Origin of the sequence: Cytobacillus sp. Hz8 (assembly GCF_042263505.1) — a bacterium.
In the GTDB taxonomy this organism is placed as follows: Bacteria; Bacillota; Bacilli; order Bacillales; family Cytobacillaceae; genus Bacillus_BE.
On the sequence record NZ_JBHKFI010000004.1, the window covers coordinates 282148 to 307085 of the forward strand.

At 34.8% G+C, this 24938-nt stretch carries 25 protein-coding genes and 3 pseudogenes; 18 read left to right on the forward strand and 10 right to left on the reverse strand.

The annotated features are described in order from the left end of the window. The first annotated feature begins 118 nt into the window (after nt 1-118). The 5 genes from ACE38V_RS08120 to ACE38V_RS08140 all read left to right on the forward strand — a co-directional run bounded on the left by ACE38V_RS08120 (nt 119) and on the right by ACE38V_RS08140 (nt 3749). Nucleotides 119-1321 (forward strand): IS110 family RNA-guided transposase, encoded by a 1203-nt coding sequence (locus ACE38V_RS08120; protein ID WP_375840712.1) that lies wholly within the window; start codon nt 119-121, stop codon nt 1319-1321. A gap of 259 nt (nt 1322-1580) precedes the next feature. Beyond that, nucleotides 1581-2141 (forward strand): GNAT family N-acetyltransferase, encoded by a 561-nt coding sequence (locus tag ACE38V_RS08125; RefSeq protein ID WP_375840713.1) that lies wholly within the window; start codon nt 1581-1583, stop codon nt 2139-2141. Nucleotides 2142-2264: 123 nt separating this feature from the next. Then, nucleotides 2265-2489 carry a cyclase gene (locus tag ACE38V_RS08130; RefSeq protein WP_375840714.1) on the forward strand — a complete coding sequence of 75 codons (225 nt, stop codon included), beginning with the start codon at nt 2265-2267 and terminating at the stop codon, nt 2487-2489. Between the two features lie 190 nt (nt 2490-2679). Beyond that, the gene (locus tag ACE38V_RS08135; protein ID WP_375840715.1) at nt 2680-2955 is read left to right on the forward strand and encodes a hypothetical protein; all 276 of its coding nucleotides are present in this window, start codon (nt 2680-2682) and stop codon (nt 2953-2955) included. A gap of 182 nt (nt 2956-3137) precedes the next feature. Continuing rightward, the gene (locus ACE38V_RS08140; RefSeq protein ID WP_375840716.1) at nt 3138-3749 is read left to right on the forward strand and encodes a class I SAM-dependent methyltransferase; all 612 of its coding nucleotides are present in this window, start codon (nt 3138-3140) and stop codon (nt 3747-3749) included. 212 nt (nt 3750-3961) lie between these two features. On the opposite strand, the gene ACE38V_RS08145 is transcribed toward ACE38V_RS08140, so the two are convergent. Beyond that, nucleotides 3962-4699 carry an SDR family NAD(P)-dependent oxidoreductase gene (locus ACE38V_RS08145; RefSeq protein ID WP_375840717.1) on the reverse strand — a complete coding sequence of 246 codons (738 nt, stop codon included), beginning with the start codon at nt 4697-4699 and terminating at the stop codon, nt 3962-3964. Between the two features lie 118 nt (nt 4700-4817). Here ACE38V_RS08145 and ACE38V_RS08150 point away from each other — a divergent pair, with 118 nt between their 5' ends. The 3 genes and pseudogenes from ACE38V_RS08150 (at nt 4818) to ACE38V_RS08160 (ending at nt 6940) form a co-directional block, all read left to right on the forward strand. After that, nucleotides 4818-5369, forward strand: a complete 552-nt coding sequence (locus tag ACE38V_RS08150; RefSeq protein WP_375840718.1) for a TetR/AcrR family transcriptional regulator — start codon at nt 4818-4820, stop codon at nt 5367-5369. A 780-nt stretch (nt 5370-6149) separates the two neighbouring features. Then, nucleotides 6150-6604: pseudogene (locus tag ACE38V_RS08155) on the forward strand (LysE family translocator). Nucleotides 6605-6634: 30 nt separating this feature from the next. Further along, on the forward strand, nt 6635-6940 hold the full coding sequence (locus ACE38V_RS08160; protein ID WP_375840719.1) for a hypothetical protein: 306 nt from the start codon (nt 6635-6637) through the stop codon (nt 6938-6940). 957 nt (nt 6941-7897) lie between these two features. Here ACE38V_RS08160 and ACE38V_RS08165 read toward each other — a convergent pair. After that, nucleotides 7898-8593 (reverse strand): annotated as a pseudogene (locus tag ACE38V_RS08165) (DinB/UmuC family translesion DNA polymerase); the annotation flags it as partial. 65 nt (nt 8594-8658) lie between these two features. On the opposite strand from ACE38V_RS08165, the gene ACE38V_RS08170 reads away from it, so the two are divergent. Together ACE38V_RS08170 and ACE38V_RS08175 are read left to right on the forward strand one after the other, a co-directional pair. Next, nucleotides 8659-9120, forward strand: coding sequence for a hypothetical protein (locus tag ACE38V_RS08170; protein WP_375840720.1), 462 nt, complete (start codon nt 8659-8661; stop codon nt 9118-9120). A 406-nt stretch (nt 9121-9526) separates the two neighbouring features. Further along, nucleotides 9527-9823: a hypothetical protein gene (locus ACE38V_RS08175; RefSeq protein ID WP_375840721.1), complete on the forward strand. Its 297-nt coding sequence runs from the start codon at nt 9527-9529 to the stop codon at nt 9821-9823. Nucleotides 9824-10370: 547 nt separating this feature from the next. Here the strand turns inward: ACE38V_RS08175 and ACE38V_RS08180 are convergent. The 3 genes from ACE38V_RS08180 to ACE38V_RS08190 all read right to left on the reverse strand — a co-directional run bounded on the left by ACE38V_RS08180 (nt 10371) and on the right by ACE38V_RS08190 (nt 12017). Then, nucleotides 10371-10547: a hypothetical protein gene (locus ACE38V_RS08180; RefSeq protein WP_375840722.1), complete on the reverse strand. Its 177-nt coding sequence runs from the start codon at nt 10545-10547 to the stop codon at nt 10371-10373. Nucleotides 10548-10796: 249 nt separating this feature from the next. After that, on the reverse strand, nt 10797-11240 hold the full coding sequence (locus ACE38V_RS08185) for a carboxymuconolactone decarboxylase family protein (RefSeq protein ID WP_375840723.1): 444 nt from the start codon (nt 11238-11240) through the stop codon (nt 10797-10799). Nucleotides 11241-11375: 135 nt separating this feature from the next. Then, nucleotides 11376-12017, reverse strand: coding sequence for an NAD(P)H-dependent oxidoreductase (locus ACE38V_RS08190; RefSeq protein ID WP_375840724.1), 642 nt, complete (start codon nt 12015-12017; stop codon nt 11376-11378). Between the two features lie 243 nt (nt 12018-12260). On the opposite strand from ACE38V_RS08190, the gene ACE38V_RS08195 reads away from it, so the two are divergent. Next, entirely contained in the window at nt 12261-12752 is a 492-nt protein-coding gene (locus ACE38V_RS08195) for an RrF2 family transcriptional regulator (RefSeq protein WP_375840725.1), read from the forward strand. Nucleotides 12753-13265: 513 nt separating this feature from the next. Then, nucleotides 13266-14204, forward strand: a complete 939-nt coding sequence (locus ACE38V_RS08200; protein WP_375840726.1) for a DNA/RNA non-specific endonuclease — start codon at nt 13266-13268, stop codon at nt 14202-14204. A 214-nt stretch (nt 14205-14418) separates the two neighbouring features. Here the strand turns inward: ACE38V_RS08200 and ACE38V_RS08205 are convergent. Next, a pseudogene (locus ACE38V_RS08205) lies at nt 14419-15171 on the reverse strand (tyrosine-type recombinase/integrase). Nucleotides 15172-15319: 148 nt separating this feature from the next. Here ACE38V_RS08205 and ACE38V_RS08210 point away from each other — a divergent pair. The 4 genes from ACE38V_RS08210 (at nt 15320) to ACE38V_RS08225 (ending at nt 18430) form a co-directional block, all read left to right on the forward strand. Continuing rightward, the gene (locus ACE38V_RS08210) at nt 15320-15691 is read left to right on the forward strand and encodes a DUF2185 domain-containing protein (RefSeq protein ID WP_375840727.1); all 372 of its coding nucleotides are present in this window, start codon (nt 15320-15322) and stop codon (nt 15689-15691) included. A 120-nt stretch (nt 15692-15811) separates the two neighbouring features. Then, complete coding sequence (locus ACE38V_RS08215; protein WP_375840728.1) at nt 15812-16345, forward strand: cysteine hydrolase family protein; 534 nt, start codon at nt 15812-15814, stop codon at nt 16343-16345. A gap of 426 nt (nt 16346-16771) precedes the next feature. After that, a complete protein-coding gene (locus ACE38V_RS08220; protein WP_375840729.1) occupies nt 16772-16921 on the forward strand; it encodes a hypothetical protein in 150 nt (49 codons plus the stop codon). Between the two features lie 342 nt (nt 16922-17263). Next, nucleotides 17264-18430 (forward strand): epoxide hydrolase family protein, encoded by a 1167-nt coding sequence (locus ACE38V_RS08225; protein ID WP_375840730.1) that lies wholly within the window; start codon nt 17264-17266, stop codon nt 18428-18430. Between the two features lie 361 nt (nt 18431-18791). Here the strand turns inward: ACE38V_RS08225 and ACE38V_RS08230 are convergent, their stop codons facing one another. Together ACE38V_RS08230 and ACE38V_RS08235 are read right to left on the reverse strand one after the other, a co-directional pair. After that, nucleotides 18792-19361, reverse strand: a complete 570-nt coding sequence (locus ACE38V_RS08230; RefSeq protein ID WP_375840731.1) for a DUF2812 domain-containing protein — start codon at nt 19359-19361, stop codon at nt 18792-18794. Then, nucleotides 19348-19668: a PadR family transcriptional regulator gene (locus ACE38V_RS08235; RefSeq protein WP_375840732.1), complete on the reverse strand. Its 321-nt coding sequence runs from the start codon at nt 19666-19668 to the stop codon at nt 19348-19350. The genes ACE38V_RS08230 and ACE38V_RS08235 overlap by 14 nt, the downstream gene beginning before the upstream one ends. 994 nt (nt 19669-20662) lie before the next feature. Here ACE38V_RS08235 and ACE38V_RS08240 point away from each other — a divergent pair. Beyond that, nucleotides 20663-21529: a hypothetical protein gene (locus ACE38V_RS08240; protein WP_375840733.1), complete on the forward strand. Its 867-nt coding sequence runs from the start codon at nt 20663-20665 to the stop codon at nt 21527-21529. Between the two features lie 494 nt (nt 21530-22023). Here the strand turns inward: ACE38V_RS08240 and ACE38V_RS08245 are convergent, their stop codons facing one another. Together ACE38V_RS08245 and ACE38V_RS08250 are read right to left on the reverse strand one after the other, a co-directional pair. Then, nucleotides 22024-22182 (reverse strand): hypothetical protein, encoded by a 159-nt coding sequence (locus tag ACE38V_RS08245; RefSeq protein WP_375840734.1) that lies wholly within the window; start codon nt 22180-22182, stop codon nt 22024-22026. A gap of 187 nt (nt 22183-22369) precedes the next feature. Beyond that, the gene (locus tag ACE38V_RS08250) at nt 22370-22834 is read right to left on the reverse strand and encodes a low molecular weight protein-tyrosine-phosphatase (RefSeq protein ID WP_375840735.1); all 465 of its coding nucleotides are present in this window, start codon (nt 22832-22834) and stop codon (nt 22370-22372) included. A 712-nt stretch (nt 22835-23546) separates the two neighbouring features. Between ACE38V_RS08250 and ACE38V_RS08255 the strand changes: the two genes are divergently transcribed. Beyond that, the gene (locus ACE38V_RS08255; protein ID WP_375840736.1) at nt 23547-24812 is read left to right on the forward strand and encodes a LysM peptidoglycan-binding domain-containing protein; all 1266 of its coding nucleotides are present in this window, start codon (nt 23547-23549) and stop codon (nt 24810-24812) included. Nucleotides 24813-24938 lie beyond the last annotated feature (126 nt).

Below are 24938 nucleotides of genomic sequence, written 5' to 3' on the forward strand. Positions count from 1 at the left end.
CTTGGAGAAACATGTTTGAGGCTGGTTGGGACAATGATCTCGTATAACAAGCGAAGCTATGATACTGCATGGAGGAATAGGGGTTACTGGCAAATAAATGGAGAGGAAGAGATAAAAAATGAATCCAGTAGTTGGTCTGGATGTTTCAAAAGGGGAAAGTCAGGTTCAAGCATTTTTAGATAAAGGAAAGCCATATGGAAAAAGTTTTACTGTATTTCACACTACTGAGGAATTAACAAATTTACTTCGCTTTTTAGAGGAGGTGGAGAAGGAGTCTAAGGTTGAGCCAACAATTATATTAGAATCCACGGGGGATTACCACATACCTGTAATTCAATTTTTAGATGAACAAAATTACTTGTATATTCTGGTTAATCCGTTACTTTCTTATAACGCTAAAAAGTCAAGTTTACGAAAAGTAAAGACGGATGAAATAGATGCATTTCGTTTGTGTGAACTGTTTTACAAAGAAGATTTTGAGCCGTATAAGAAAAGGGGAATCCAACTTTTAAACCTTCGTAATCTTACAAGACAGCATGAAACAATTACTGGTCTATATGTTCAAGCTAAATTACAGTTCCATGCGATTTTTGATCAGGTATCTCCTGAATACAAAGGGGTATTTGGAGATACGTATTCTAAAGTGTCTTTAAATTTACTGTTGGAATTTAGTACTTCAGAATCTGTGTTACAAGCTGGAGAAACTAGATTAACAGAAAAGATTTCAAGTTTATGTTTGAGTCGTTCAGAGCGTTGGGCTAGGGACAGAGCAAAGAAGCTCCTTGAAGCAGCGAAACGCAATCCATTTAAGAGCACATTGTATCAAAGTCATTTGATAAGCCTTGAAATGTATATCCAAATGCTTCTCCAATACCAAGAGCATCTAGCAAAGTTAGATGATCAAATAGATGCCCTTGCAGGAGAAATAGAAGAATATAAGATTATCCAGTCAATCCCTGGCATCGGAGAAAAAATCGCGGCAACGATTATTTCCGAAATTGGAGAAATTGAACGGTTTAATCATCCTAAAAAACTGGCTGCTTTCTCTGGGATTGATCCAAGTGTACATTCGTCAGGTAAATTTACAGCGACAATAAATCGGATTACCAAGAGAGGTTCAAGCAGATTGCGTCATGCCTTATATATGGCTGTTCTCTGTGGGATAAGAGGTTCTCGCAATAAGAAACTTAAAGCGTTCTATGATAAAAAGCGAGAAGAAGGAAAGCCTTTTAAAGTAGCTATGATAGCCTGTACAAACAAATTTGTTCATTGGATTTTTGCCTTACTAAAAAGCAAAGAAACTTTCCTGGATTTGGCTTAAGAGATACAATTAAGTAACTAATGAAAAACCTTCCAATAGGATTGAGGAAGGTTATTTGGCATGAGCATTTTTAGTATAGCATTTATTTTTATAGAATTTTAATGAAAAATATTGACATCCTATTAGCTGGTTTAATCCAAGAAGCGATTGCGCTCTTTTTTATGAAATTATTAAACTAACGGGGGCAGGATAGTTGAAGAAGGTTCTTGGATTTTTATGGTAAAATACACAGTAGATATTTTATTTTTATGGGGAGGATGTGTTTAGTATTTTATCAACTAATTTTGTCTCTTATTATACAAAGAATGGAAAAAAAGTTACTGTTCGGGAAGCAACGATACTGGATGCAGATAGGATATTGGTTGCTGCTTCGAAAGCATTGGTAGATGCTCCATATATGATAAGTACTACTGAGGATACACAGAAAATAACACTAGAAGATATGAAGAAGTTGTTAAGTATGTATGTGAAAAATCCAAATTATGTACAATTTATTGCTGAAGTTGATGGTAGACTTGTTGGTGCCATCGATTTTAGAAACGGTGACAAAGAGAAAATTAGCCATCAAGGTGCTTTTGGAATGACAGTGCTCCCTGAGTACCGTAATTATGGTATTGGAAGAGCATTATTAGAAACATTAATCAATTGGGCAAAAAATAATAGCAAAATTGAAAAAGTTTGTCTTGAAGTAATGGAAGATAATATTGGGGCAATTAAATTATATAAAACAATTGGATTTGTTGAAGAAGGAAGAAAAACAAAAGGTGTAAAGATAGGAAACAGTTATCAGGATTTAATATTAATGGCTTTATTTGTTTAAAGTTATCTTGTTGAACGGGTGCTTGAGTGAAAGATCGATTTCCGACAATAATCGCTGCGACGGTAATTTTTTCAAAAACCAGAATATATATAATACTCTAAAATACGTTGAGGTGGAGTAGAAATGGATAAAAGAGTTTTATTTGATTTTGAAATTGAGTTTACGAATGGCGGTGGAATTCAAGGACAGGAATTCCGTCTTGATATTGAAGGAGATGACATTTCTGACGAAGAGTTAGCTAGGTATATTGTTGAAGATATGAGGTTGCTAATGGTTGGTAAAGTAAGGATACTTAACAAGAAAATCATTAATGAAAAACATAAACGAAGAACTGATGATGAGAAATAAAAAGATTGTGAAGAAATGCACTTAAACTAAAGGGGGGCATTAATTCAAGAAGGATTAATGCTTTTTTTATTGAATTTATTGAACTATCAGAGCAGATTACTTCAACAAGAATTAAAAAAAATTAAACCAATTACAGCTTGTTTTATGTTAGTATTTACGTAACAGAATTTTCCAAAAAGGGGATTGTGTTATGCAAAAGATGTTCATTATACTTGCTTATTTGTTATTCCTTGTTCCTCTAATATTCATTGTGAATTTTATGTTTGATATTACAACCCTTGAAAAGATACAAGGGTTACCAGTATTTTTTCCTTTAGTTTTTTGTTCTTTAGGTCTATTTTTTGCATCAAAAGCGTACCAAATCAAAAAAAGTGCTTTGACGCTTGGTGCCATAATTGCAAATTCAGTCTTATTCCTATTTCCATTTATTTATATGATTGGTGGTACATTGATTTTTGGTGTTTAGTTTAGTTAATTTAATAACCTTATTTTTACAAACGGGTGCATTACTGGAACAACTGTAATGCCTTTTTCTTATTCAAGTAACGGGCAGATTAGTTGAATTGTGATATGCAAAATCGTATCCTAATTAATGGCAAGTTTTTTAGTGTTCAGGTTTGTTTATTAAGGCTGATTGGAGAGATAATAATGGGAAATACTGATAAATTTGAAATGATAGCTAATAAATATGATACTCCTGAAAGAAACCAAATTGCAAAGGTATCATCAGATGCTATCCGTAATTATTTAGTTGACGCTAAAAGTAAGAATGCTATTGATTTTGGGTGTGGAACTGGTCTTGTCGGAATGAACTTGTTAAACGAGTTTAATTCTATACTTTTTCTGGATACGTCACAAAACATGATTAATCAAATAAAGCAAAAAATAACTGATGTTAATATTCAGAATGTAGATACATTATGCTTTGATATTGAAAAGGAAAGGCTATCGGATTTACATGCCGACTATATTTTTATGTCTCAGGTTCTACTCCACATTCATGATGTTGAATTAGTTTTATCAAGATTATTTGATGTTCTTAATGAAGGAGGACATCTATTAATCGTGGATTTTGATAAAAATGAAAAAATAGTTTCAGATATTGTTCATAACGGATTTAATCCAGAAGAGTTAACCGACATTATGACTAAAATAGGGTATAGGGATATTCAATTCAAAACTTTTTATACTGGAAATAAAATATTCATGGGACAAGATGCGTCTATGTTTATTCTTGATTCAAAAAAGGGACATCGGTAAAGGATGGACTTAAACCTTGCAGTTACAAATAACACGGAGAACCGTACCGCAAGTAAAGGAGTTTGTTGTTTAAAAAAGCAAACTAAAGAAAAAGCTGTCAGTATTGACGGCTTTTTCTGTTAGAGTTGGAGCGTTTGTTCATCATTTGGTTTGGATCATATCAGAATTTTCTTCTACAAATTTTTAAAGATTTGCCTGGATTTGATCAGTTATCAGTGTATTTGCACTTCGTAATCTGTAACGATTTTCCCGTCAAATTGAATCATCTGACCGTTGTGGTTTTCCGTGTCAAGCGCGAGTTTCGCGATGAGCTCACCCGCTTCTTCAGCTGATTTGATGTAGCCATCAAGCGCGCCAGCGGTATGTCCGTTGAGATCCGTTGCCACACCACCAGGCATGACGCCAAAAATCTGTTTGCTGCTGCCCGTATTTTTGAACTCAAGTGCGTAAGTCATCGCCATCACATTTTGCGCGGCTTTACTGGTCTGATAAGCGAGTGGATGCCAGAAATTATTTGGCTGAATCGGTACCGTGATGTTCACGATTTTTCCATTTTTAGCGAGTTTCGGCAGGAAACTTCTAATCATCTCGTGCGTCCCGAGGAAATTGACTTCCAGTGTCTCACGGAGGTCGTCGGTCGTGTAGTCAAACGTTGTTTTCTTATGGTCAAGGTCGGGGCGGTCAGCCTTGTGACTGTCAGGAATTCCCGCATTGTTGATAAGCAAATCAAACTGATCGATTTCTTCTGCAGCGTTGTGAATCGTGTCAAAATTGTTCAAATCAATTTTGACAAAACTTGCTGTAATACCTTGTGCTGACAGCTTTTTAACTGCTTCTTGGCCACGACTTTCGCTGCGTGCGCCAACCAAAATTCCAACGCCTGATTTTCCGAGAGCTTCTGCAATAGCAAAGCCAATGCCTTTATTTGTGCCTGTGATGAGTGCTTTCATAAATTTATTTCCCCTTTATCAAGTTATATTTTATCAGTTTTATAACTAACTGATGGAAAATATAATAACTTACAGAGTTATATTTGTCAATAATTATAACTTGTGATAAAATAAAAGCATGAACACCAAGGAAAAAATTTTAGAAAAAGCGCAGGAACTGCTGTTAGAAAAAGGCTACGGAAACGTGAGTTTGACGGATCTCGCAGCATCCGTAAATATCTCTCAACCCGCACTGTACAAGCATTTCAAGAATAAAGCAGATCTCTGGGAAGTGCTCGCTTTTAACTGGCTTGATGCTATGCTGGCTGACCTTTTCCCGTACAAAGTTGACCCGAAAAAGTCGCAATCCGAGACGATTCACAACTGGTTTTGGACGCTCGCGAGCGCTAAACACGCTGCTTACAAGGCTGAACCTGTCATGTTCAAGCTCCATATAGAGTATTTAAGTACTAAGCCTGAGCTTGTTGAAAGACACATGAACGACCTGATTGACAGCCTCGGGGCCGCTTCTGGTATGACTGACCGCCAAGAAAATCTGTGTCTGATTGGCTTGTTTTCGCGTTTTCATCACCCAATGTTCGCTGACTTTTGGGATGAGAACACGCAAGACGATTTTGAGCGAACCTGGAAATTTGTTGAACCTTATTTTAATTCAAAAAACAGCTTATAATTTCGTAAGCTGTTTTTAAATTTCCGTCAACACACAAAAACCAATTTATCCAAAGAAAATGAAAGAGGAGACTAGTTCAGAATACAGAAATCGTAAAGCGTTATACTACTTGGCAAACTGCAAAATTAGACATAAACTCTCAAAGAACGCAAGGAATTAAAAGGGATATATATATATTGTTTTGCCTTGTTTAAAGAACGAACATGAGGGTATGTATGAAAAGCATTATATCACATGGGATAATGATCAAAGTCACTTCAAACGTGTTCGGAATAGTAATGAGTATGTAAATATCATAAAACCACCCAAATGGGGATACGCTATCCTAGCATCAAAGAAAATAAATCATCATTAACTGAGATATATTGAGAATAACCTATATCAAATTATTGGGAAAATTAACAAAAAACAGTCTGTCACACTATCCATGTTTGAACCGCAAGCGAAAAAAATAGATAAAAAATGAAAGGTAGAACTTATTCTTAGAAACAGAAAACAATCTTCCACAATCGGGGGCGTTTGTTGAACAAGAAGTAAAAGGATGGTACATATTATACATGACTAATATGTATCACCCTTTATTTTTTATGGCTTTTTACAATTTAGGTCTTGATAACATACGTTTTCCACGTTTTGTTGGTGGGACCCTTTTAAGAAAATTGGATATCTGTGTTAGAGTTTCGAAGAGTTTGTGAAGGTTTGTACTTAAAGTAACGGGCAGGACAGTGCAATAAGGTCATGGAAAGATTGATAAATAAAATTTGATAGGAGTGGGTCATATTGGTTGGAATCACATGTTTCGGACTATTTTTATTAACAGCACTTTTGATGAATATTACTCCTGGTACAGATACAATGTACATTGTTAGCAGAAGTATATCTCAAGGTAAAAAAGGAGGAATTATTCCGTTCTTGGGATTTCTACAGGTTCATTAGTGCATACATTTTTGGCTTCTATTGGATTATCTGTCATTCTAACAACATCTGTTGTATTATTCACCGTTGTTAAAATCATAGGTGTAGGATATTTGGTTTATCTTGGTATTCGAATGTTATTACAGAAATCATCTAACTTTCAACTTAAGGATACAAAAAGTATATCTATAAAAAAGATATACACCCAAGGTCTTCTTACTAATGTGACTAATCTAAAAGTAGAATTCATATTGAATAAAATAACAGGTGTTATTTTTATCGGATTAGGAATAAAGTTGTTTCAGACAAAGGCATCTTAATAACCCTTCTTCAATTATAGGGAGCAAGAGTTGAAGATCATAGCTGTCGTTGCGGCAGCTTGGGATGGGGGTCTTTTCCCTGCTAATAGTCCAAGAATTGTTTGGATGGGGGATTCAAACGTACCTAAAGCGGCACTACCACTTAGTGATAAAGTGCTGGGGACAATTGCGAAAATGATAAGTGATAGAATGGATTACAGGAATTCTAGACAACCAGCTACCATTCAGATTATCACCCCTGATAAAAGGGAGATCGCTAGGTGGATTGTCGATGATATTACAGAAATACAGGAATTTAATTTGTATAATGCTAAACTCTTCCGCGGCAGATTGTAAATACATGAAAAAGCCCCTTACTCGTGTGAGTAGGGGGCCATTTTTATTTTGCGGAATACTTAAATAGTAATATAGTACCTGTATTATTAAATTGCAAAATCTTACATATCAACCTAGAAAATTTTAAATACTTAAATATCACTCTATGCTCCTGAAAACATCGAAAATACCCAAGAAAGTGTAAGTATCTCAAATATTAAAAACATAATAAATGGGACGCTTATCTTTCGGTAAACAAACGATGTACTCAACCAAGTTATGATATTTGGTATGGTATGCAAAATGCATAAAAATCTAAAATTTGACCAGCTCGCACCCGAACCATCTGGTGCATCACTCAAAAGCATAATATCTGGTAGCAATAATAATATGATTACTCCTACATTACAAACAAAGAATATCCAAAAAATTTTTATCATTCTCTTACTCCTTTGTTGCTCACCCTTTATCAGCGGAGCTATCTGAGATAAATTATATCAACACATATCTGATATATTGTTCGACTCGATAATATTAGAAAAAAACCTCAATCTTTAGGAGATTCATAGAAATAAGAGAAACCATCATCTTCAACTTTTTTATTATAGACTTTCGGTTTATTATTAAGCAACTGCCTCATCCTAAATAAGGCCATATCCTTGCGCCTGTTGTTTTGTTGATCCGTAGCAGTTATACACCGTGCAAAAACTGGTGCTAGCTACTGCAATGAAAGTATCATCTTCTTGATAAAAAACTCTAATAACAATAAATCGCCCGTTTTCTCTAACTAACTTTCCACCACTTAGTCGTAACCTGGTGATGTAAATCCACATTGAAAATCGATTAAATAAAATCTCCCACTAACCATATTTCCCCACATTGTAAATTTCGACAAATTTCTATATATTTCCTATTAGTGGTTATGTCTATTTTGTGCCAAATAAAAAACCTCTCATTTTGGAGAGGTAACAACTAGCCTTAACCTTTATGCCCGCCAACTAGGGTTGATCGATGTTTGGTCGTTCCTGCATCTGTATACGATACGGCTCTTAAGAGGGAAGCTGATCCAAATTTTTTCCGGATCTGGTCAACGACGTAACCAAGCTCACGTTTTTTCCAACCGTTTTTATCAAAAAGATCGAGTTGCATCTCATAATCGACAAATAGTTTTGTGATCGATAAGGAGACTTGTCTCACTGTATTATCTCTGTAGTGTTCTTTCATTAAATCGAGGCAAACTCGATATATATCCATTGTTACATTTGTGGGAGTTTCGATAGTTCGTGACCGATAGAATCCACCACCAAATTCATCTTTACTATAACCCAATCCAAACGAGATTGTCCGGCCAACTTTTCGGGCGTTCCGAGCTCTTCTTGCGACTTCTTCGCACATTTCCAAGACGACAGCTTTAATATCTTTCTCATCCTTATAATCTCGTAAGAGGATTTGACTTTTACCAAGGCTCACCTGTCCTTGGATAATCGGAGCACCAATTTCGGACAGATCTACGCCCCAGGTATGGTGGTATAACTGGTTGCCCATAATCCCAAATTTCTTTTCTAATAATGCTAAATCGTAGCGGGCCAGTTGACCAACATTAAAAATTCCCATTCTATTGAGTGTTTTTTCAGTTTGTCGACCGATTCCCCACATTTTTCTTATTGAAGTAACGGGCAGGAAAGTTGAAGAAGAAAAGGAATATAATTAATTGAATTCAATAAAGGTGGTAGCAATTAATGAAACTTCCTAATGGAATAACTGGCTTTTATGAAAGATATAATGAACCTCCAATGATTGATGGAAAACAGTATAAACAGATTTGTTTTAATGTCATAAAAAATAACGGAGGAACGGTTATAGAGTTTAAAGAACCAAATGAAAAAACTAATTTTTTTTGTGTAGAAGTTAATGTCCTTAATAAACATTTTTATATACTTTTAAATGCACATTATCCTTTATTAGCTTTTGCCTCTGTTGTTAATTTTGGAGAGATTGACTTCTATGATGAACCTCATTTTAAAAAAGAGTTTAGCCCTTTTTATAGTGTTCTGGGTACAAAGGAGTTGAATGAACCAATAATAATAAATTCTGATTCAAAAAGTACTATACAAAATGAACTGAACAGTGCTGAATTGAAGCAATTAACGTATTGGAAACCCGAGAGAATTGGAGATGTAATCTTTAATTATTGGGATTAGAAACTGCTAAATCGAATTGGACTTCTTCAACTATCGGGTGCATTCCTTTAAGTAGGGATGCTTTTTTGTTTACAACGAAGCAATTAAGTTTAACTAAGGGTGGTTTACAAATGATATGGTAAACAACATTTTCAGGGTGGTATATGCCCTAAATCCAATGCTTTGTAGAGTATCAAGAGGAAAATTAAAATTTTATTCTTTTAAGCATGGCTAAATGATGATTTTCCAGTTACTTGGAGGGTTAATTTATTATAACTTAGATTCTGAATATGATTTCTTTTGGAAATTCCAGAATGTTTTATTACTGTGTTTTTAAAACTTTAATAAATAATAATCGATGAATTGTATGGGGAAAAAAGTTCAAACTATAAAAGTAAAATAATATTTGGAAAGAAGGACTTTTATTATGCATGAAGGCTTTGAAAAACCATTTATACGTATCCACTTGTTGTATCATGCGAATCAAAAATCAATTACTCCTGAAGGAATACAACCAGAGATTAACAGCCACCGATATCAAATAACCCCACAGGAGATTCAACAGGAATTAACTCATTTAGCAAACGAAGGATATTTAACTGCCAATGGTTCTCAATACAGTATTACGGCAAGTGGGAAAGGAGAGCTTCAGAGTGTTCAACAGCATCTGGAGCCTTTATATCAAGAAGTGGTTAAAAACAAGAAAAACGTATCCTCTTTTTAGGGGTTCGGTTTTTTATTAGACTATTTTGAAAGATATTATTCGTTAATTGTAATTCAACAAAAGATTAATGAAGGTAATAGTACCTTTTTTGGTTGAATAGGAAGGGCTACCCTTTTTATGGGGAATTGTGAAGTATTGTACTTAAGCTAACGGGGTGATTTAGTTCAATAAGAAATGATCAAACTTTATTAAAAAAAATTGATATTTAATCAAATAGAAAACCGTCATTTTGATCAATCTCTTTTCAAAATAACGGTTTTTTAATTGCTGCTGTATATGGAGAGAAGAGAGTTTTTAATCAATCTTTATTTTAAAGCTACAAAAATAGTTTTTTAGTGTAAACCTAGAGTGAAAATGGATTTTTCTCTAAGGGACAATGAGTTTTTTGAGCCAGAATAGATTGCAAAATTGAATTTTAAGGTTTTTTTTTAAAACAATATAAGTGTCTAACTTATAAATGCATTAAACAGTAGAGCAAAAAATTAAGAAGGCGATTGCATCTATTTAGCAATCGCCCAATTTATTTAGGCAAATAGCCTAAATATTTTTAATCAATATAACCTTTATCCTTTAAAAACTCATAAGCTGATGTTTGATTTTCTTCCTTTATTTGAAACTCAAGTGAACCCTCAGCAATTTTAGCACACCGTCCACCATAAGGTTTAATAGCTTCTTTGATTTCTTTTAAGTCAACAGTTTTTTTTAGTTGATAATTTACTTTCATTAGAATAACATCTCCAATAGCATATAATAATGACTAAATTTATATTTTATTCAAAAACAATAATTCAATTTAAGTTACCCTACTTTATGATTTTATGCATGTTCTGAAGCCAGTACGCCAAGTAGGATATATTGGTTTCCATCCATATTCTTTCGCCTTAATATTTGAAGCTCCGCGTTTACCTCGATCACAATAATGCCTTCTATCTAAAATCAGAAACAAGCACTATAAGATGTTCATTGAGAGTTGTTATTTTTCAGTTGCTGTATTTCCCATTGCAATAGAAATTCTATTCCAACTGTTAATTTGGTTTATTATCAGAACAAGATCAACATACTGGTTCTCATCATAATGTTCACGCACTCTTTGATAAAGTTCATCTGGAACACGTTTTGTCGGGATTAATGTCACGTGCTCTGCCAATTCTAAAGCTACTTTTTCTGCTTCAGTATAGAATTCACACTCTTGCCAAGCACTTACACAGTATATTCTTTGTTCTGTTTCACCCATTTTTCGTGCATCTGTTGTATGCATATTCAAACAAAATGCACAGCCGTTAATTTGAGAAACACGAATTTTAATAAGCTCACGAAGTTTTCGCTCGATTGTTGTCATTTTCGTGTATTTTTCCATATCCATCATAATTTTCATACCATCAGGTGCAATTTCATAGTAAGAAACTCTTTGGCTCATATAGCAAGACTCCTTTGATTTAGTATAAAACTAAGCTTCCTAATTTCATCTATAAGTTCTAGGAACTTTGTGTCCTTTGAAAAGATTTGTACGCTAGCATCTTAAAATTTCATCAGAAAATTTTTACATGAAATTCTACTTGTAAGAATTTGAGCTAATATAACCTACTAATTCTTTTTCAGCTGATTTCATTATTTCTTCTTTGTCGTTAATAATAATGTCTAAGCCTTGAGCACGTATTAATTTCATTTGGTTAATTCCCATCATGTGCAGTACTCCGCGCATATATTGTGGTGCAATATCTAAATTTACATATCGGTAATCAGTATCATATTCACTTCCACTCGTGAGGATAAATGTGACCTTGGTAGTTTTGTCTGACATTAATCCAACTGAACCAGTTTCAGTGTATTTGAATGTTTCTCCTGCTGTTAGTATATTATCCAGATAGTCTTTAAACTTTGCAGGCACATTCCAATTATGCAAAGGCATATAAATATAAATATACTCTGCTGACTTCCATTGTTTAATTAATTTATGTTGTGCTTCATGATTTTTTAAACGTTCAGCAGACGTTTCTTTAGGATTAGTAAGATTTAAAGTGTCAGCAGTAATTTGCGGGATAAAATTATTTGGATCGTAAACATTTAATGCTTCGATTGTTCCTTGACCATTTAATTTTTCTTGTAAAGTTTTTAATCCAACATCTGCTAAACGGTTTGCTGCTCTTTTTTGATTGTTGTAATCAGGATGAGCCATTAACTGTAAAATATTCATTGTTCCACCTCTATTAGTTTGATTATTTTTGTAGTTCCATTCTTTATTCCAATTTATTTCCTCATAAAAAGGTTGAATTAAAGAGCAGATTAATCGTCGATTAACATTGTCTATAATATATGCTATAATTAATTTTGTCAAATGAATAAAATTTACCAAAAGAGACTTCTTTTATTTGACTAGAACTCTAAATACTCGTAAGATACAATTTGATAATCCTTAATCAAAAGTAGGTGAGGTTATATGCAGTATAGTGTGGGAGTTGAGTATGCTTTACATTGTCTGGTTTATTTAATTGATGTTCCTTCCAACGATAGTATTGGGATAAAGGATTTGGCAGAGTTCCAAGGACTTTCTGAGACATTTCTTTCAAAAGTTTTCGGTAAATTATCTAAGGCTGGTATTGTAAGTTCTGTCCCCGGTGTAAAGGGAGGATATAGGTTATCTAAGTCTCCAAAAGATATTTCCTTTTGGGATGTAATTGAGGCAGTTGAAGGTCCTAAGCCCATTTTTCAATGTAAAAATATTAAAGATAATGGTTATTTGTATAGAGAAAACTGCTGTACAGCTCCATCCTTTTGCACCATCAATTTAGTTATGCTCTCTGCGGAAGAAAAAATGCGTGATGAATTACGTAGTAAAACACTGTCATGGTTAAATGAAGAACTTGATCGTGTCTTACCCAAACAAATACGTGAAGATACTCTGAAATATTTTTCGAAGAGCGACATATAAAATAAACCTCTCATGAAATTCCTTAATCAAGAGGAATTTAGAGAGGTTGTTTCTTAGTTCACAGAAAACGTATGTTTCAATTGTTTATTGATAACTACAACCAATCCACAACTTTAGCCATTTACAAAGTGAATATAACCTTTGTTTCCGTTAGTTATATATGTGTAAATCAAGAAAGTGAAGTATTGCCCTTTAACAATCGGAGGCTTTATAGAAATTCGACTTTTTAAACGAATAGTAAAATATAACATAATAAAATATATCCTGTTACTTGCCTTATGAATCTCAAAACGATTGTTTTTGAGATTATTTTATTTAAGCTAATTTTTAACGTATCAAATCATTGCTTAAAATCTATATATCTATAACTACCGTTTTTGTTATTCTTTAGGACAATATTATATGGATATTTATGTTATATAAAAGTGAAGTTTGTGAAGTGTTACACTTAAAGTAACGGGCAGGTTAGTTCAATAATATATGGAATTGAAACTATTATAGGAGAGTCCTAAAATGAAAAAGAAAATGAACTATTTAATATTACTTTTAACGACCATTTTTATGGTTGGTTGTAGCAATGTAGAAGATATATCCGTTACAAATAGAAAAACAAATCCGCAAGAAGTAACCACTGTTAATACAAATAAAAATAGTAAAAACGAAGAAACGAACACTACGGTTGTTCAACAACCGGTCGTCGAGAAAACACCAACCAAATCAAATCATGAACTGTTCTCAGGATACAAACTTATTGAAGTTGATGGTGGTGATTTGACTGGATATCGTGAACCTAACGTTGTCGTTGACATTGGTTATGGGGACCGTGAATATTGGGCATTTACCAATGAATACGGGCAACTAGTACGTGTCATTGCTGACGAAATCATTCTACAAGATGACCGTAACGAACCTGTATTATCATCTGGCAGATACTACTCTGATGAGGCAAAGGTTCCTGGTGTCGAAAGTGATGTTTTAGATCAAGGACATATCATTGCTGATTCTCTCGGAGGGGTATCGAATGCTTATAATATTACCCCCCAAGATAGTACGCTCAACCGACATGGTGATCAAGCTTATATGGAAGACGTGATCCGTAGCGCAGGTGGAGCCACTAATTTTGAAGCAATTATCACATATCCGAATACGGAAACGCAGATTCCTTCAAGTTATCAGTATAGCTATACTTTAAGGGGTAACGAAATCGTTGATACATTTGACAATGTGAACCCTGATGAAGTAAACGCATCACTCGGTTTAACAGGCAGTGAGCCTTCCGATTCAACTAGTTCAAACACAAGCGGTGATATTTCTAGTGTTGATACAAACGGTAATGGACAAGTGACGATTAAAGAAGCAAAAGCAGCAGGTTTCAGTATGCCAATAACGAGTGATCATTGGTTATACCCCTATATGCGCGATAATGATAATGACGGTATGGTGGGTGAGTAAGCCCCTAGAATTTTGAGGCAAAATAAATTAACGAAAGAACATTATCCTTGTTGGACAATTGATAACAATTGGCGAATGAGTGTCTGTACAGGAACGACTGAAGTTAATGGTCATATCATCTAAATTTGTATGGTAAAAATATAATTATTTTTCACTAACAGGGGCAATAGTGAAAAGGCACCGGAATTATCCGTTGCCTTTTGCCATTCAATTTCTAAAAATATTTTCTATAAAATTCTCTTCTAAGGCTTCCACTTAACTGAGCATAAATCCTAGTGGTCTCGCTCTTTTAGTGTCCTAGTAAACTTTGAATAACATCAATGGGAGCACCGTTATTCAAAAGGTGCGTGGCATAGCTGTGGCGTAGTTGGTGAGGATGAATTTCTTTATTGATTCCTGCACGACTTGATATTCGTTTTATGATGTACCTTATCTGCCCAATACTCATTCTATGCGGGTACCGTTCCGTAACAAAAATAGCTGGGTCCTTATCCTTGCGAAGGTCTAAGTATCGTTTTAGCCAGATTTCACAACGTATATTAAAGTAGACCTCCCTTTCCTCATCCCCCTTTCCAAGCACAATGGCAGAACGATTAGACCAGTTGATACAATTTTTATCAATAGAAACAATTTCTCTCTCCGTTAGAAACTTTGGAATCCGTTTCCCTTGTTTAGGTTCTTTGATTTTAGCAGCTGGATTTTTGGGCAGATGCCCTTCCTCGTGTGACCAACGAAATAAAGATTTAATAAATCGAATTCGATGAGCCCAACTTGACGGCTTTAGGTGTTCACTGGATTTTGCTAAGTATCCTTTCAGTTGGTCAGTGGTCAATGACTGAATATTCACATCGTTAAAGTGTTGAATCAGAAACTTGGACTGGAGCCTATAAGTTCTTAATGTTTGAGGAGAGAATCCTTCAATCCTTTTGTCCGATTCATATAATTTCCAGGCTTTTGATAATAACAAAATCATTTCCTGCTTTTCGTTTATTACAGGAATTATTGCCCTGATTATAGAATTGAAAACGTGGTATTGAAGTAACGAGACAGGTTACTCGAAGAAGGAAATACTTTTCTCAAGGTCGAATTTAATGAAATGGAACAGGAGTGAGGAAATGTTTAGGTTTAAAAAGAAGGCAAAAAAATTCTACATACCAGGTGACAAGATTATACGATTAATCCACTCTGAAGAAGGTTGCATTGCTTCTGATAGAATAACGGTTGATGGTTGCAAAGTTGGATTTATGTATAGAGAAGAACCATATCAAAACGGAAATCCAGATAGTGGTTGGAGATTTCTTGCTGGTGATGAGAGTGATGAATATATGGATAACTCTGAGAACCATTCAGTTTTTCAAGTTAATACAATATGTAATTACGATAACGAAATAATTCCGTTTCTTAGTTCCCCTCCAGGTATGGCATATATCCGTGATGAAGAGGGGAAACTCGTCCTTGATGAAGAGTGGGATCAACCAAAAGATTAAAATGCAGTTCTTCAACTAAGGGGTGCGATTGCTTAAAAAAGAGTAGTCACTTTTTGTGCTAACGGGCCAGGTTAATATAATAAGAATGCCTGTTAAATTTTTTATGAAGGATGATGTTTTATGAGTAATAGTGCTTTGTTGGTTGTTGATGTTCAAACAGCATTAATTAAAGAACATCCATATAATGAGGAAAAAGTAATTGGAAATATCAAAAGACTTATCTCTGTTGCAAGGGATTCTAATAAAGAAGTGATATATGTACGACACGATGATGGAATTGGAGAAGAATTAGAGTATGGTAATGATGGATGGCAGGTTTATAGTGAAATAGCACCTAATAAGAATGAAAAAGTTTTTGAAAAGAAATATAATAGTGCTTTTTTTAAAACAGGTTTAAACGAATATTTGGAGACTAAAAAAATAGATACTATTATTTTGACAGGACTTCAAACAGAATATTGTATTGATGCAACTCTGAAAAGTGCATTTGATAATGGATATAAGGTAATTATCCCAGAACAAACAAATACAACTTTTGATAATGAGTATCTATCTGGTCAAAAACTTTATGAGTTTTATAATTATAAAATATGGAATAATCGTTTTGCAAAAGTTATTTCTGTTGATGAAGTAAGTAAAGTTTTGTTAGGGTAAAGCCATTTTCCTTGGCTACATAGGTTTAACAAAGTCAAATTGTTATATAATTATTCGTGACGAAGGGGGATTAAGATATGGCTAATACATATAAGCTGCAACTTAAAAATGGTGAAATAATGGTATTTAAAATCAGAGATGAACAAGCAGGAAATATACGGATTACCACAGTTTGCTAACTAGCATGAATTTTTTATCTATTTTAAAGAAAAAGGAATTATAATTCATGGAATCGTTAAACCATCATTGGTGGATAGCAACGAGAAATAGTAATTGCCAGCAAGGTGATTAATCATTTTGATTCTTCAACTCCTTGATGAACGGGCGTAAATCGTAGAAGGATTATTTCTATTTTGTTCAAATAATGTACATACAGATTAATGAAATAAGCCTTCAAAAAATAATAATTTAGTATGAGGTGTTATTATGGAGAAACTACTTGAATTGTATGAAAAGCAAATTGATATATTAAAAAATGCTTTAGAACAGATCGCAACCTCAAATCAAAGTGAACAAAATCAAGAAATAGCAAAACAAGCACTTACAAAAATCAAAAAAATGAAAACTGATATTTAATTTTTTTTAGAAGCACTGATAGAGAAACTATAGGGCGTTAGTTAAAGTATCATTAATGATTTTATGGTAAAAGGACATATCATAGTTACTCAATTAAAGGGCGCTATCCTTGAACAATGATAAACGCTTATTTTCTATTTTAGGGCCATTTTCTTGAATAACGTGTTTATAGAAAATCGTTATGGAACGAAGAGATTGTGATAATCCGTAGTCAAAAAGGAAAATTGATTAGGTGATGGAATATGCATATAAACATTTTTTAACGACATACTATTATTAATCATTAAACGAGAGTTTTGGTTATTAAATTTTGCCAAAACCTATATGTAAGGAGAATTCATAATGTCTGTTGAACCCTTCCATATTCAGGTATCTGATAAAGTTCTTGATGATTTAAAATACAGGCTGGGCCATGTCCGCTGGCCCAATCAGTTAGAAGGCTCGGGTTGGGAACGAGGTACCGATATAACCTATTTGCAATCGCTCGTTTCGTATTGGCGGGACCAATATGATTGGCGCGCACAAGAAACTGAATTAAACCGCTTTTCTCAATTTCACTGTGGCATCGATGGAATAGATATTCACTTCGTGCACGAGCGTGGTCGTGGGCCTAGGCCTATACCGATTATCCTTACCCATGGCTGGCCTGACAGCTACATACGCTACCAGAAGATTATCCCTTTTCTTACTGATCCTGCCCATCACGGTGGCGATCCTGAAGACTCTTTTGATGTAATTGTCCCTTCACTGCCGGGATTTGGCTTCTCCAGCTGGCCTAAACATAGCGGCGTCAACAATTATTTTGTTTCTGAGCTTTGGGCCAAACTGATGACTGAGAAACTGGGCTATCATAAATTCGCTGCAGCAGGCGGGGATGTAGGTTCAGGTGTTACAAGATATCTGGCCTTCAATCATCCAGAACTTCTGATTGGAATCCACCTGACAGATATCGGCATCATTAGAAGCCTCATGACTTCACAGGATAATGCGGGACTTTCAGAAAAAGAATTGCAATACAAAAAAAGTGCCCCTTCATGGATTTCCAATGAGGGAGGCTATATGTCTATTCAATCGACAAAACCCCAGACTCTTTCATACGGACTTTCTGACTCACCAATAGGTGTAGCTGCCTGGATTATTGAAAAATTCCTTGCATGGAGTGATTGTAACGGTGATCTGCAGCAAAGTTTCAGCAAGGATGAATTGCTCACTAATATTATGATCTATTGGGTGACAAATACCATTGGATCATCAGTTCAGATCTATTATGAAAACACGCATTCTTTGCCGCCAATGGAGCGTATAGATGTGCCGACAGGTTTAGCTCTTTTTCCTGCAGATATCTTGCTGCCGCCCAAAGAATGGGCCGAACGCAATCTGAACATCACCCGTTGGACTACAATGCCTAGGGGTGGACATTTTACTGCCATGGAAGAACCTGAACTTCTAGCCAAAGAAATTCGAGCCTTCTTTAGACCATATAGAACAAAAAGTAATATTGATCTATAAGTCAAGATAGATATTAATGTTTCTTTTAGGCCGAATAGATAGTGCTAACGTGTAGCTTTAATTCAATAACTATATTCTACAATCGAGCGCATTTCTGCAGTAAGAAATGCGCTCTTCTTAATGAATTCGGCCAGATTGTTGAATAATACTCTGGCTCAAATTCATATTGACAATAACACTAGAAACAAAACATTTCTTAAATAAATATTAGGTGAAAAATACTTAATTGCTCGAGGATCATTTATAGATAATCACTTCAAAAGGAGCTTTAAAGCAGGACCCTTCCACTAGTAATATACTGGAAAGGGATTTAAAGTTATTTAATTTGTTAATTAAATCTTATATTTTAGCACCCTAAATACTATTTCTCTTTTAATATTGAGTATTGACGATATGCTTTGAAGTAGTTGATTCCAAAGAGGATAATCATGATTAAGGGAATTAATTTGATAATGACAAACGGTGTTTCAAATAAGAAGGCTTTCCAAAACAAAGACCCTTCCATATCCCAAAGCCCTTTAGTTTCATATAAATTTGAATCCCTATATACCGTATAGCTAATCATCAAAAACGTAACAGCTAGTGATAATGAGTAGTTCATTAATCGTTTATAGTATTGTACATATGATTGACGATCTGAGAAAATCTCATTTTGACTATCAGCTGTTTTTTGCCAATAATGAATACTACCAAGTCGTGAACCTTTCATATGTGTCCAGCCAAAATCTTCATATATCGTTTTGTATTCTTCAAACTTATTTGCTGATAAAAAATCCTGATAATCCAACCGTATAATATAGGCTTTGTTTGTTTTTTTAAACGTATATATTCCTAATCCACTAATGTTTGTACAGCGATATCCTTTTTGTAATTGCTTATTTAACCATTGCTCTTCTTCTACAATATTAAAAAACAATTTAAATTTCTTCATCGATCTCACTCATTTCATATAGGGATATAATATGGAGTAATCTTTCGCGCTCGATATTCAAAATTGTTATTCCTTTATCTGTAATTTTATAAACTTTTCGTCTACCATTCTCTCCGGATACTGGCTCAATCCAACCATGCTTATTTAAATTTTCAATCGCACCATACAAAGTTCCAGCAGCCAAGATAACTGTGCCTTTACTCATTTGTTCAATCTTTTGCATAATGGCATAACCATGAAGTGGTTCACGTAGAGCTAATAAAATATAGTGCATGGTTTCAGACAATGGTAACAGTTTATGTTTCATATACTCACCTACTATTCAGTTTGACTATACAGTTGAACTTAATAATATTATATACAGTCTAACTGAATAAGTAAACGTAATTCCTTAAATTTTTTTCGCTTATTAACTTTTTGCTAAAAAATGCTCGTTTTGTTTTAGAACCAAATAGTTCAATAATAAGATTTCTTAAAGGGTAAAAACGCTATAATTAACAAAAAAAGGAGAGGTTCAACAGTGACCATTAATTTGCTTGAATCCGTTAATAAGTGAATTGAAGAATTAACAGCTTTTAAGTCAGAAACTCTAATGCAATGTTTTGCATAAAGTCGCGATGCTTGCAAAAAAATTACGATACTTTGCCCCCTTTGAATTAGTTATCTAAATGGGTGATTTATAGGAAAGGAAAAGTACGTTTGAATTAAAAGGTGGATTAGGGAATTGTTGGGTGACAATAGAGTTGGTCTGTAATCGGGCCATTTTCTTGAGTAACACATTTAAAGAAAATCGTTATGGAGCGAAGAAATTATGAAGATTTTCTCCAAAGATAATTGGATATTTATGTTAAAAATAAAAATTACGAAGGAAAGTACTTAAATTACGTAGCAGGTTAGGAAAGTAATACTCAAAAAAGGGGTATTGAAAGTGGATTTCTTACTTGGGATAACTGTTGTTTTTTACATAATCGGATTTGTTGTTCTCTCTTTGATAAGAAGAAATATGGAAAGGAAGAAAAGTACTATCCAATCCTTTGTTTGGTGGATAGTGGGAACCACAGTTTGGGGAGTAGCGAGTCTCATTCTTATTATGTGGTGGTTTAGTAAAATTTAGTGAGTTTTTGGCAACGCTCTTAGAGGGAAGTAGTTCACTTTTGTGAAGAAATGTACTTAAACAAATGGGTGCTTGAGTTGAACAAAAGGATGCACTGCGGCTCTTTTTCTTGTTCGACTAACGGGAGTTTAACTAGAAATGTTAAAATAAAGAAAAAACATTCTATATAAAAGGGGGGTTAATGTAAATGAAAAAGATAATAGTTGTTTGGGTTGTTCTTCTTGGGGTAGTGCTTTCTGGATGTGGAAAAACGACCGGTGAATCAACCAAAACTTTCCCACAAAGTGCGAAGCAAAACACAAAAACAACAGAAACGACATCACAAAGTTTGGAACAAAAAACAAAACCGGCAGTAAAGACATCACCATCTAAAAGTTCAACATCTTCAGAAGTACCACAGGCGAGTGATAATATCAGTGGTGTTTGGCTGGCAACGGGAAAACAAGATGGTGTAAGTAGCACTTGGTACTTTAACAATGGGCAATTAACAGTCAATTACGTGTACCATTTTTCTTATGTAATCGCTAGAAATAAAGATCCTCATGGGTATACTGTTGTAACGATAAAAAATAGCGAAGGTAAGCAGCAACATGCTTTGTTATTGAAAAGAAATGGCAGCAATTTTGAAGGTATAACTGCTGAAGGGGAGGCTTACAACAAATACTTAGCTGATGGTACAATTCCCAAAGAACAGATTATCGAATTTACATTCCAAAAGAATGTCTGGGGAAGTATGGATGAAGCAATTGATTTTTATGAGAACACATATAAGAATACTAATAATGAAATTTCTAAAGATATTATATGGAATAATTACCGAAGGGATTTGTGGAGTTTGGTCAAGAAAGGAACTTCAGGCAATACGATAGCATTACACTGGACGAATATCAGCGGGGCTGGGGGAAGCTTTGATCAATTTGTTAAAAATGATGGAACCACAGTAATTACGTTCTTCGATGGAAATGTGGGGTATCCCAATCATCCTACCGTGAGATATACGGTTCGAAATGCAGATTATAAAGTGATTAAGACAGAAGAATTGTGGAAGCAATAGTAATTAAATAGGTATGTTTCTTTCTTTGTAGAGGGATGAAGGGACATATCAATTTTGCTTCCAATAAAAAACCGTTTCACGACGGTCTTTTTTTAAAGACAATTCCTTATTAAAAAGAGAGGTCAATGAGAAATAAATTTTGAAATACATTGGGGCTGTCACGCCGTAGATGCAATATGTGCCTTACATTCAATTAATTTTTAAGATATTGATTAACCTTCTTTGTTCAACTAACTGGTGCGTTAGTGGAGGATTAGGGTTGTGGCGACGATCCCTTAGCTCAATTAAAATAAGGGTTGCCCAATTGATGTAACCTTCTGCAATATTTATTTGTTTTTTTCTTGAGCTAGATATTCACGGTCAATCGCTTGATGTAGTCTTTCAAACCAATCGTGCTAATCACTAAATTTGCAGGATCTCTATCAAATCGAAATGAGAAATGCAAAGTGTTTAATTTTGAAGCAGAAAAGTAAAAAACCACTCATCGTGGTTTTTTAATCGCGCATTGCTCCTGCCTCTCGGGAAGTCATTGCACCTTGTCCTTCGCTTATATCTTTTTGAATATCTTGTTTTACTTTTTGTGCATCAGTTCCGGAAAATTCTGGTTTCATAATAGAACCTAATTTCTCTTTAGCTTGTTGATCCTGTTGCATACAAGTCCTCCTCAATTTATTGTTTAACAATCTTATTATTTACAAAAAAGCACTTGGTATATCCCGAGGATTGGAGCCATCTTTAAATAACGGCCTGTGAGGGGAGTAACCGGATTTTACAATTTCAAAAAATGGGTTCAGTGAGATAAACTGTTTTGATCGCCGAATTAAGATGGATGCCTTGTTGTTATAAGTTTTGTTCGCTGCGTATTTTATTGAGTAATGCCCGACAGCCGGCTGAAACAAGACGATAGGTTTCATCAAAATCACCTGTGTAAAATGGATCGGGGATATCTTTCCTGTATTTGGTCAGGTCGAGCAGCCTAATGATCTTTGGATGATTAGGCTTGCCGGTTATTCTGTAAATATTTTTTATGTTGCTTTCGTCCATACCGATAATATAATCGAACTTCCAAAAGTCTTCTTTCTTTAGGTGGCGTCCAACAAGCCCATTAGAAGAGATATTGTATTTCTTTAGAATATCAAGAGTTCCTTCGTGCGGAGGGAAGCCGATTTGCCATGAACTGGTCGCAGCGGAATCAACAGCAATTTTGTTTTTCATATTTTCTTTTTTGACTAAGTAACGAAACAAAGCTTCAGCCATCGGTGAACGGCAAATATTCCCTAGGCATACAAATAAAACGTTGATCATGTACTTAACCCCTTTTTATTAAAATTATTTTTTTCCATTTTAATAATCTTTTTTGAAATGAATTATGTATTTACAAAATAGTGGATTGGACAGGTGTGTTGTTTTGCACACCTCCAGACATTATTGGAGTCTTTTAATACCAAGCTGCTCCAACGATGATAAGAAGTATACACATACAATAATGATTAGAGCAAAACCAGCTCCGTATGCACCATCTGCAATTTACAGAGCATCCTTCCATTCGTAATTACAAAATATGTACCAAACAGAAATGTGGAACGGCGCTAGTCCTAATTGAAGAGACTGTTTCCCAAGAAATCCTTGTGATTTGTCTTTCATTATTTAGTGTTTAAAATAACTCTTTTTTATGTAACAGCTGAATTGTGATTAACACTACTTAAGCTAAAGGGTGCGATTCTTCAATAAGAAGGATCGTTTTTTCTTATTCAAGTAACGATGTAGAATTGTTGAAATATAGGTTTTGAAAAAATATAACAGGAGCGAGTCCCAAGGTCTGCTATGTTTCTCCTCCTCCTTTCCCAACCGCACATTATATTAGGAAAAGAAGTAGAAGAGAGGCGTAATATATGGCAAGGAATGCTCCTTTTTTCTTTAAACAAACATTCCTTTGTATTTTCTAAGGGAATCGTAAGTTTTAAGTACTATTTAATGAATTCAAGACCATAAACTAGGAACAAAGGGGTGAAAACGAATGACCGTTCACGTTGTCCAAAATGGGGAATCCTTATGGAAAATTACAAATCAGTATCAGGTTTCGGTTTCTGCTATTGTTGAAGTGAATGGTTTGCCTTCTACGAATACCATCATACCTGGTCTTGCTCTTTACATTCCGGACGAAGCTATTGTTCAGATAAGACCTTATATGGTCAAAGCAGGAGATACGCTTTGGCAGCTGGCTAATCGTTTTAATACCACGATAGAAGCTATATTACAAGCAAATCCCAGGATAGATCCGAGTCAATTATATAATGGCCAAAGGCTACTGATTCCAACACCGTTGAAACCACAAATAGAAACGCTAGGATTTATTATTCCATACTCACCACAATCCATTTTACCTATTCTTCGGACTTTATCTAATTCGCTTACGTACGTGGCTGTTGTATCTTATTCGTTCACCACACAAGGCTATGCCTATGTGTTATTAGATGATACAGAGGTCGTTAGGGAAAGCAACCGGCTGGGTGTCACACCTCTTTTAATGATTCGTAACTATACATCCGAGGGTTTTGATGCTCAATTAGCCGGGAACGTGTTTGCTAATCCGGTTTATCGGAGAAATTTAATAGATAGTTTATTACGGTTTGTTAATGAAAAAGAATATGGCGGAGTTTCACTGGATATTGAATTTATTCCTCCTGCACGAAGGAGCGAGTTTAATACATTTTTGAACGACTTAAAAGCTGCTCTTGGTCCGCGCATTCTACATGTTAATGTACATGCAAAAACAGAAGATCTGCCAACGAATCGGATCGTAGGAGCCTATGACTATCAGGCAATTGGAGCGATTGCAGACGTGGTAGCTGTAATGACAATTGATTATGGATATCCAGGCGGTCCACCCGATCCGGTAGCCCCGTTGTGGTGGATGTACCAGGTTGTCCAGTATGCAACGAGTTTGATTGATTCTCGTAAGGTACAAATTGCTTTTCCTTTGTATGGATATGATTGGAGAGTAATCGATAATACGACCACGGCTTTATCAGTTAATGGTGCACAAAACCAGGCAATCTCTGCTAACACAGTGATTGAATTTGATCAGGCAGCTGCCTCACCATGGTATCGATATTGGAAGGGAATGGAAGAACATATCGTTTGGTTTGAAGATATTAGGAGTTATCAGGAAAAATACAATTTAGTCGACCAATATCAATTATTAGGTGTAACGTACTGGCAATTGAACCTGCCAGCACCGCAGAATTGGGTTTATTTAAATAATCATTTTATTGTTACATAGAGCAAACCGGATCTGAGTTGCTTTTTTTTCCGCAATCGGACTAGATTGTTGAACAACACCTAGATATCTAGGTGAAACTTTAGAGGAGATTGTGAAATTTTGTACTTAAAGTAACGGGCAGTTTAA